We start from the raw sequence: 8,990 nt of genomic DNA, 5'->3' as shown, positions 1-8,990 counted from the left end.
GGCGCATCATCGCCGGCGTCACGGGCGCGAGCTTCACCACCGCCACCGCCTACATCGCCGACGTGAGTTCGCCCGAAAAGCGGGCGGCCAACTTCGGGCTGGTCGGCGCCGCGTTTGGGGTCGGGTTTATTATTGGGCCGGCGCTGGGCGGCGTGTTTGCCCACTACGGGGCGCGGGTACCGTTTATAGTGGCGGCGGGGCTGAGCTTGGCCAACTTCCTCTACGGCTATTTTATTTTGCCCGAGTCATTGGCTGCCGACCGGCGCCGGCCCTTCGAGTGGGCGCGGGCCAATCCCGTGGGCTCGCTGCTGCAATTTCGGCGCTACCCGGCGGTGCTGGGGCTGGTGGCAGCGCTGGTGCTGCTCTACCTGGCCGGCTCGGCCACGCAGTCGGTCTGGACGTTCTATACCATGCTCAAATTCAGCTGGAACTCCGACATGGTGGGCTACTCCCTGAGCGCCGTGGGTCTGGGCGTGGCCCTGGTACAGGGCGGCCTGGTGCGCGTTGCCATCCCGAGGCTGGGTACCACCCGCGCCATTCTGGTGGGCCTGCTATTCTATGTGGTTGGCTTCGTGCTGTTTGCCTTCGCCACGCGGGGCTGGATGATGTATGCTTTTCTGGTGCCTTATTGCCTGGGTGGGTTGTCGGGCCCGGCCCTGCAAGGGCTGATTTCGGCCCAGGTGCCGCCCGACGAGCAGGGCGAGCTGCAGGGCGGCCTCACCAGCCTCGTGAGCGCCACCGGCGTGGTCGGCCCACTGCTGATGACCAATTTGTTTGCGTTTTTCACCCGGCCGGGGGCGCCGGTGCGGTTTCCGGGCGCGCCTTTCCTGCTGGGAGCAGTGCTGGTGCTGGCCGCGGCGGTCCTGGCTGCCGATGCGCTGCGACGGCCTAGCGACCCTACCCCCGCGGCCGGCGTCGGGACGGCGGCCTGAGCGAAGGCGCTCATCTCATTGGTTTTTTAAGGCTGGGGCCCGGACTGGTTTCGCTAGTTTTGCTAACTCACGCCGCCCGTTACCCCCGCCAGCCAGGTAGTCGGCACTTCCACTATGCTTTCCTCCCAGCTTATTGACTTGATGCCCACCGCCTTCCGGCCTGACCTGGGAATACTGGTCAGCCGTTGGACGCGGCAGCCGCTATCAGCCACGCTGCTGGCGCCCATCTACGAGGAGCTGGCCATCATCGCCGGGCAGCACCAGGCCTGCTATTGGCTGCAGGATATCCGGCACCGGGAATCCAACGACCCGGACATCACTCGCTGGCTGCTCGCCACTTACTTCCCGGCTGTGGCCAGCCAACTGGGCGGACGTCTGCACGTGGCGTACCTGGCCAACCCGACCCTGCTAGAGGCTATTACCTCCGCGCCCAACTTTGCACTGCCTGCGGCGTACCGCGACTCGCCTTATGTCGTGGCCTTCTTCAGCGCCGAGGGCGAAGCTTATGCTTGGCTGACACAAGCGCGGGCGCAGGATGCCGCCGGGCGGGCGGCCAGTTTGGGCTAGTGCGCCGCTGGCCCGAACCGGCCGCCTTGGGCTTGCTGAGCTTTGGAAGGTTGACTTTCCTACCCCCCGTGCTGGCTTCAGCGTCGGCGCGCTCCACTTTCAGCCCGGTGGAGTCGGCCAGTATAGCCTCCTCCTCAGGTACAGCGGCCGGCACGTTGCACAGGGCGGAAGCCGCGCGGGCATACTCGTAGTTCAGGTCTACAGCGCGCCGAAAAAACTCGCAGGCAGCAGCCTCATTGCCTTCCCGCTGCGCCAGCCGGCCCAGTAGAAAGGTGGTGCGGCCTGACCGGGGCCACGCCACTAGCACGGCGCTGTAGTCGCGGCGGGCCTCAGCCAGGCGGCCCAGGCGACTCAGGGCCACGCCCCGCAGTTGCACGTAGCGCCAGGGGCGCGACAGGCCGGCCGTTTCGCGCCGCTGCAGGCCGCGGTCGAGGTCGGTTAGCGCAGCTTCGAGCTGATTTAGCTCCAGCAGGCGATTTTCGCCGCGAGCCAAATGGGCGCGGGTCAGGGCTGGGTTAAGCTCCAGCGCCCGCGAAAAGCTGGTTTCGGCTTCGGCGAACTGACTTAAAGCCATTTGGCAGCGACCGCTGCGGTAGTGCAGGCGGGCAGCGGCGGCGGGGTTTTGCTCCTGCTCCAGAGCGGCCTGGTAGTTGGTCAGCGCCGCCTCGGGCTGCTGATACACCAGCTCGTCAATCTCGCCGCGCAGGCGCCGGGCGGGCGCGAAATCAGGCCGAAACGAAATGGCTTGGTCAGCAAGGCTAGCGGCCGTGCTCCACTGCTCACGTAGAAAAGCCTGCTGCGCCTTGTCGTAGTTCGTTCGGCCTACCCAGTGATTGAGACTCAGCACCAGCACAGTTCCGAACAGGGTAATCAGGCCTAAAATGCCCGCCACCAGGGCGTAGTCGCGCCGCGTAAAGCGCACTTTCTGCTTCGGGATGGGCTGGTAGTGCCGCTCGCGGGCGGCGGCGGGGCGGCGCGTGCGCAGCGGCGCGGGGGGCGGCATCGGCACGCCGTATACCTGCTGGCCGGCCGGCCGAAACTGCTGGCGCCGCCGCTCTTCCTCGGCCCGCAGGCGTGCCTGCACCAGCTGAAAGTCGTAGCTGGCGCGCCGGCCGGCATCGCCCAGCACGCGGTAGGCAGCACTCACGGCCTTAAACTGCTCCTCGTAGCGCGAGTCGCCGCCGTGCTTGTCGGGATGGTACTGCACCACCAAGCGCCGGTAGGCCCGTTTAATAGTGTCCGCAGCCGCGTTGGCCGGCACACCGAGCACCTGGTAGTGGTCCTGGGTCACAAATTTTAACGAGGCGAATTAGTCGCTACTTCCTGAAACGAAAAAAACAGTACTAAGGTGGCAGTCGGAGTCTTCCACTTGGTGCCAGAACCGGCAGTTTGCTGGTTCTGGCGGGGGTAGGGCCGGCAAGATGCCACCGCCGCGCCGCGCCAAACCTTGAAAAGTTAGACCCGCCCCCATTTTTTCCGTAAGCAAACGCCACGCAAGTCGGCCGCCCGCGACCCGACTTACCCTGGCCCTTCTTTCTATCCTTTTTCGCTAACAACTTTCGCGCCGTATGATTCTCGACGACGACACCACCAAAACACCCCGCAACGACAGCCTTATTGGCAACCTGACGGGTTACCTCGACACGCGCATCGACATCGTGCGCCTTGAAGTGCAGGAAAAAGTGGGTACTACGCTCATCGCCACCCTGCACGGCGCCTCTATGGCCATTCTAGCCCTGTTTTTCCTCATCTTCCTGAGCGTTTTCGCCGGTCTCGCCCTCAATGAAGCCCTGGACAGCTCATTCTGGGGGTTTGGCATTGTCACGGCCTTCTACCTGCTGCTGCTCGTGCTGTTCGTGGTTGGCGTCGATAAGAAATTTTTTCACGGCATGGCCGACAAGCTGCTGAAAAACTCCATTTACAAGGCTGATAAGCGGCAAGTCTAAGCCGCGCGAAGCGAATGCTTGAGCGTCAGTTGGTGCCTGTCTTCTAGCCGTTTCTGCGCTTTTATTAATTCGCGCCCGCCGATTTTCCTACCCCCTCTTTCCCATCCGAACCGCAACTAGCATCTTTCTTTCATCATGGCTGACGAACTGAACAACCCCCTCTTCGAAGACGAGCGTGAGTTTCTGGAGCGCAAAAAACAAGAATATGAGCGTGCCCTGCGCGGCGACGTGGAGCATATCAAGGAGCAAGGCACGCAGGTCGGCAAAGTGGCGCTGGTGGGCGCAGGTCTCGCTGGTAGTGTCTGGTTGATTACCAGGGTTTTGGGTGGCAAAAGCAAGCGCAAGAAGAACAAGGATAAGCCAAGCCGCGCTGCTTCGTATCAGGAAGACCAGGATTACAGCAGCCGTTATGATTTTGATGCTGACGACGACTTCGAATTGGATGACGAAGCCTTTTCACTTGACCGCAGCGCTGAGTTTCGCGGCGATGGTCACGACTCGAACGACAGGAACTTTGATACGCAGTTCGATGACTACTCGAGCCGGAGCGCACACTCCGCCCGCGAATCGGCCCGAGTCTTCATGGCCCACGATGAGCACGACCAGCAGCCTGACCTTTATGACCACAACGATGACCTCGATGGGTTCGGACAGCGGCAGGGGGTAGGCAGCGGCCAGGGATTTGATAATGGCTTTGGCGATGACGACGACCGCCAGGATGACTTACCATTGGGCCGCCTCGATTTTGGGCCGGCCGTGCATCAACATCGGGGCGGCAGCTACCAGCCCGCGCAGTCCTTTGCTTACGACGACAGTCGCCGGCTGCCCGAGTCGGAGAATTTTTCTGAGCAGGAGAACTCATTATCGGGTTACCGCTCTTCTCAGAACTTCCAAACTGCTCCCGATGATGTGGATGTAGCCTGGCCTGATGATGCGAAAGCCAAGAGTCAAAATTCCTTGGGCAAGCGGGTGGGTGGCATGGTGATGTCGTTCTTGGGTACCACCACGGGCAAGGCAGTCGCGGCGCAGGCCACGGCTGCTGCGCTGGCTTACATCACCAATAAGATGAATGACAAGCAGCCCACGCGGGCAACCGGCAAAAATGCCGACCTTGCGAGCGCGCCGGCCACGACCTCATTTTATGGCTCGCCGCCCGTGCATACCCCCTCTTCGCCCGCCGTTAGCCTGACTCTCACGGATGCCCCCACCGAGCACCCTGCTTCTTGACCACCTGATTGAAAACCAGCAGCACGGCCGCAAGTCGCTGGCCGTGCTGCTGGACCCCGACGATTTTACCGAAGCTGGCTGCCGCCATTTGCTTCAGCTGGTTGAGCGTCACCCGATTGATTACTTTTTCGTGGGGGGCAGCCTGGTGCTAACCACGCAGCAGGCTGCCCTCATTGCGTTGCTTAAGGCGCACAGCCGCGTACCGGTGCTCCTGTTTCCGAGCCACAGCCTGCACCTCGATGGCGCCGCCGATGGCTTGCTGCTGCTCTCGCTCATCTCCGGCCGTAACCCTGATTTTCTTATCGGTCAGCACGTAGTAGCGGCGCCGCGCCTGAAGGCCAGCGGCCTGGAGTTGCTGCCCACGGGTTATATGCTGGTCGATTCGGGCCGGCCGACTACGGCTTCCTACGTGAGTGGCACCGCGCCCCTGCCCCACGACAAACCCAGCATCGCCGCCGCCACTGCCTTGGCCGGCGAGCAGCTCGGCCTGCGCCTGACTTACCTCGACGGCGGTAGCGGCGCTCAAAATCCGGTGTCGGCCGCTATGATTCGGGCCGTGCGCCAGCTAGTGCGAACGCCCATCATTGTCGGCGGCGGCCTGAACACCAGTGAGAAGCTGCACATGGCCCTGGCGGCCGGCGCTGATGTTGTGGTCGTTGGCAACCGGCTGGAGGAGGCGCCCGAGTTTCTGGCCGAAGCCGTGGCCGTGGTACGGAGCTTTGCGGGCGTAGCGGTTTAAGATGAGGGCCATTCTCTGACAGCTCACATTGACTGGAACTTTGGTGTTAAGCTAAACCCTCCACAGAAACAGTTTCATCTGCCTTGTAAGCTGGCCATGCGCATTGAACACGTTGCTCTTTGGACCACCGATTTAGAACGGGCTCGGCAATTCTACGTCACCTATTTTGGCGCCGCGTCCGGCGAGCAGCACCATAATCCGGTGAAGCATTTTACCTTTCATTGCCTGTGCTTCGCTTCGGGCGCCCGCCTCGAACTCATGCATCGCCCGGCGTTGCACCCGACTGCCGACGAGGCCGCGCCGCAAGTCGGCTACGCGCACTTGGCCTTCGCCACCGGTAGCCCGGTTGCCGTCGACACCCTTACCGAACGCTTACGGGCGGAGGGCTACGCCGTATTAGGCGCACCGCGCACTACTGGCAATGGCTACTACGAAAGCGTAGTAGCTGACCCTGATAGTAATCTGGTCAAAATCACCGTCTGAGCCCGTAATCCGGCCGTTTTCACTTTGCCTAACCAGCTGCTCCCCATATGGCCACTTCTACTTTCACCACCGTCGTATTCGACCTCGGCGGCGTGCTCATCGATTGGAACCCTCGTTACCTCTACCGCAGGATTTTCGCCGATGAAGCCGAAATGGAAGCGTTTCTAGCTACAGTCTGCACCCCGGCTTGGAACGACGAGCAGGACGCCGGCCGCCCGCTCGCCGAAGCTACTGCCCTGCTCGTGGGGCAGCATCCGCAACACGCGGCGGCTATCAGGGCCTATTATGACCGGCTCGGCGAGATGTTCAGTGGCCCTATTGCTGGCAGCGTGGCCGTGCTGGAAGAGCTGCGGCAGGCCGGGCGGCACCGGCTCTACGCCCTCACCAATTGGTCGCACGAAACTTTCCCCTACGCGCAGCGGACATTCGATTTTTTGGCCTGGTTTGAGGGCATCGTGGTGTCGGGAACCGAGCAAACTCGCAAGCCTTACCCGGCCATCTACCATACGCTGCTGCGGCGCTACGCCCTTGACCCGGTGCAGACGCTCTTCATTGATGACAACGCAACTAACATTCGCGCTGCCGAAGCGCTAGGACTGACCGGCATCCACTTCCACTCACCTGAGCAGCTACGGGCTGCGCTGGTCGGCCATAGGGTGCTGGTATGACAGCCAAACAGGTTAAGCCAGAATTTCTACGGCTAAGGTTCCGCAAGGAAAAGTAAAAAGCCCCGCCGGTTAATCCAGCGGGGCTTTTTTAACAATAATTATATGATGTTCTAACAGTTAGACTAATAGCCAGTCTACTCGAAATAACAACGCACTTGCGATAAATAAGGGGGGGTAGGGATTAGATGTTCATGGCCGACTCGCGGCGGCGCATCTTGCCGGCCGGAATGCCGAACATCATTTTGAAGCGGCGGCAGAAATAAGCGGTGTCCTTATACCCAACTTCCTTACCAATCTCGCGAATGCTCTTTTTGGTTGTGCGCAGCAGAAACACGGCGCGCTCCATGCGCTGGTATTCAATGTAGTCCTGCGGGTTGATGTTGGTCAACATCTTGAAATACTGGCCCACGTAATCTTCGCTCACGTTGGCCACGCCGCTTAGAACTTTGTTCGACAAGTCGCCGCCGAGGTGCTCCTTGATGTAATTGAACAAGTCAATCAGGCGCGGGTCCTTGAAGTAGGTGCTGTTGGTGGCGAGCTGCTCGACGAACATGTTGTTGCGCAGCACGTAGCGCACCACTTCCACCACGATGTTCTCGGTGTAGATGGCGATGAGCCGCTCGCGCCCCGGCAAATCCTGCATACTTTCCTCGACCACCTTAATCACTAGGTTGGCGAGCTTGCTCTGCCCACTGATGAGGAAGGCCGGCACATCGAGCGAGGCGAAGAAGTTCACCGAGTCGAACACCTTGGCCTCGAAGCTTACGAAGCTGTGGCTCTCGTCAGCATCACCAATAAAATCGAGCTGGTCGTTGCTGGAGAAGAACTTATCTTTATTACTGATGAGGTCATCATTGGTAATAACCCGGTTCCTACCCCCCTCGCCGTAGGCAACGCGGGTAGCCCGGCCGCCCGGAATGAAGAGCATCTCCCCCTCCTCCACAGCGTGCTCATCATCGCCGAAGGTGATTTTGCCCTTGTGCAGCAGGATGAGGTTGTTGCCGACGTCGTAGTGGTTCTTGACCGTAAAGGGCTGATGCAGAATCAGGTTCTTGGCCTTGATATAGTGGACTCCTAGCGATTCGATAACCTTGTTGTAGTCTTCCATAATTAGTTAAGTTTTCTGCTGTGCATCAAAGATAATTAAATTGTACTCAGGTAGTACAAGAAACAGTCCAATTATTTGAAAGTTAATAAAAAACCCGGATTAAATCTGGTTAGGATTTAATCTGGGTTGAAATATTGTACTTCGACAACGTGCTGTCCTATTTTAGGATTTCCCGCGAGATTACAATTTTCTGAATCTCGGAGGTCCCTTCGTAAATCTGGGTGATTTTCGCGTCGCGCATCAAGCGCTCCACGTGATACTCTTTTACGAAACCGTAGCCGCCGTGAATCTGCACAGCCTCAACGGTTTGCGTCATCGCCACGCGCGAGGCGAAGAGCTTGGCCATCGCGCCAGATTTGGCGTAGTCCTGGTTTGCATCCTTGTCGGCGGCGGCTTGCAGGCAGAGCAGGCGGGCGGCGTCAATCTCGGTGGCCATGTCGGCCAGCTTAAATTGAATGGCCTGGTGCTTGGCAATCTCCACGCCGAAGGCCTTGCGCTCCTTAGCGTATTTCAGGCTCAGCTCCAGCGCGCCGGAGGCAATGCCCAGCGCCTGTGCCGCGATGCCGATGCGCCCGCCGGCCAGCACCTGCATGGCAAACTTAAAGCCGAAGCCGTCGGCGCCAATGCGGTTTTCCTTGGGCACCTTCACATCGGTGAACATCAGCGAGCAGGTGTCGGAGCCGCGGATGCCGAGCTTGTTTTCTTTGGGGCCCTGCACGAAACCCGGAGTGTCCTTGTCCACAATCAGCACGTTGATGCCGCGCGACTTCAGCTCGGGATTGGTTTGGGCGATGACCAGGTAGACCGAGGCCGTGGTGCCGTTGGTAATCCAGTTTTTGGTGCCGTTGAGCAGGTAATGGTCGCCCTTGTCCTCGGCTGCGGTGCGCTGGCTGGTAGCGTCGGAGCCGGCTTCGGGCTCGCTCAGGGCGAAGGCACCAATGATTTCGCCGGAACACAGGCCCGGCAGGTATTTCTGCTTCTGCTCTTCGGTGCCGTATTTCTCCAGGCCCCAGCACACCAGCGAGTTATTCACGGACATAATCACCGAGCACGAGGCATCGACTTTGGAAATCTCCTCCATCGCCAGCACGTAGCTCACCGTGTCGAGGCCCGAGCCGCCGTAGTCGGGACTTACCATCATGCCCATGAAGCCCAGCTCGCCCATTTTCTTCACTTGCTCGGCCGGGAATTTCTGGTGTTCGTCGCGCTCAATCACGCCGGCCCACAGCTCTTGGGCGAAGTCGCGGGCGGCGGACTGCACAGCCAGCTGCTCCTCGGTGAGCTGAAAAATGGACGGCGTAGCGGTTTCAGTAGTCATAA

The 8,990-nt window shown here is 60.2% G+C and carries 10 protein-coding genes; 7 read left to right on the top strand and 3 right to left on the bottom strand.

What is annotated here, in order from left to right; genetic code table 11:
* Together ACFE70_RS17825 and ACFE70_RS17820 are read left to right on the top strand one after the other, a co-directional pair.
* Positions 1-932, top strand: a 932-nt coding sequence (locus ACFE70_RS17825) for an MFS transporter (RefSeq protein WP_375419136.1), incomplete at its 5' end; no start/stop codon positions are given.
* Positions 933-1,046: 114 nt separating this feature from the next.
* Entirely contained in the window at positions 1,047-1,499 is a 453-nt protein-coding gene (locus ACFE70_RS17820; RefSeq protein WP_375419135.1) for a hypothetical protein, read from the top strand.
* On the opposite strand, the gene ACFE70_RS17815 is transcribed toward ACFE70_RS17820, so the two are convergent.
* Positions 1,417-2,790 carry a DnaJ domain-containing protein gene (locus tag ACFE70_RS17815; protein ID WP_375419134.1) on the bottom strand — a complete coding sequence of 458 codons (1,374 nt, stop codon included), beginning with the start codon at positions 2,788-2,790 and terminating at the stop codon, positions 1,417-1,419. The genes ACFE70_RS17820 and ACFE70_RS17815 overlap by 83 nt on opposite strands.
* Before the next feature lie 277 nt (positions 2,791-3,067).
* On the opposite strand from ACFE70_RS17815, the gene ACFE70_RS17810 reads away from it, so the two are divergent.
* The 5 genes from ACFE70_RS17810 to ACFE70_RS17790 all read left to right on the top strand — a co-directional run bounded on the left by ACFE70_RS17810 (position 3,068) and on the right by ACFE70_RS17790 (position 6,562).
* Positions 3,068-3,445: a phage holin family protein gene (locus ACFE70_RS17810; protein WP_375419133.1), complete on the top strand. Its 378-nt coding sequence runs from the start codon at positions 3,068-3,070 to the stop codon at positions 3,443-3,445.
* Positions 3,446-3,580: 135 nt separating this feature from the next.
* Complete coding sequence (locus ACFE70_RS17805; RefSeq protein ID WP_375419132.1) at positions 3,581-4,672, top strand: hypothetical protein; 1,092 nt, start codon at positions 3,581-3,583, stop codon at positions 4,670-4,672.
* On the top strand, positions 4,644-5,411 hold the full coding sequence (locus tag ACFE70_RS17800; RefSeq protein WP_375419131.1) for a geranylgeranylglyceryl/heptaprenylglyceryl phosphate synthase: 768 nt from the start codon (positions 4,644-4,646) through the stop codon (positions 5,409-5,411). The genes ACFE70_RS17805 and ACFE70_RS17800 overlap by 29 nt, the downstream gene beginning before the upstream one ends.
* Positions 5,412-5,507: 96 nt before the next feature.
* On the top strand, positions 5,508-5,894 hold the full coding sequence (locus ACFE70_RS17795) for a VOC family protein (RefSeq protein ID WP_375419130.1): 387 nt from the start codon (positions 5,508-5,510) through the stop codon (positions 5,892-5,894).
* A 47-nt stretch (positions 5,895-5,941) separates the two neighbouring features.
* Positions 5,942-6,562, top strand: a complete 621-nt coding sequence (locus ACFE70_RS17790) for an HAD family hydrolase (protein ID WP_375419129.1) — start codon at positions 5,942-5,944, stop codon at positions 6,560-6,562.
* A gap of 181 nt (positions 6,563-6,743) precedes the next feature.
* On the opposite strand, the gene ACFE70_RS17785 is transcribed toward ACFE70_RS17790, so the two are convergent.
* Positions 6,744-7,670: a helix-turn-helix domain-containing protein gene (locus ACFE70_RS17785; protein ID WP_375419128.1), complete on the bottom strand. Its 927-nt coding sequence runs from the start codon at positions 7,668-7,670 to the stop codon at positions 6,744-6,746.
* Positions 7,671-7,827: 157 nt separating this feature from the next.
* Positions 7,828-8,988, bottom strand: coding sequence for an acyl-CoA dehydrogenase family protein (locus ACFE70_RS17780; RefSeq protein ID WP_375419127.1), 1,161 nt, complete (start codon positions 8,986-8,988; stop codon positions 7,828-7,830).
* Between the last annotated feature and the right edge of the window lie 2 nt (positions 8,989-8,990).

Origin of the sequence: uncultured Hymenobacter sp. (genome assembly GCF_964243305.1) — a bacterium.
GTDB lineage: Bacteria > Bacteroidota > Bacteroidia > Cytophagales > Hymenobacteraceae > Hymenobacter.
This window is presented reverse-complemented; position numbering and strand designations above follow the sequence as displayed.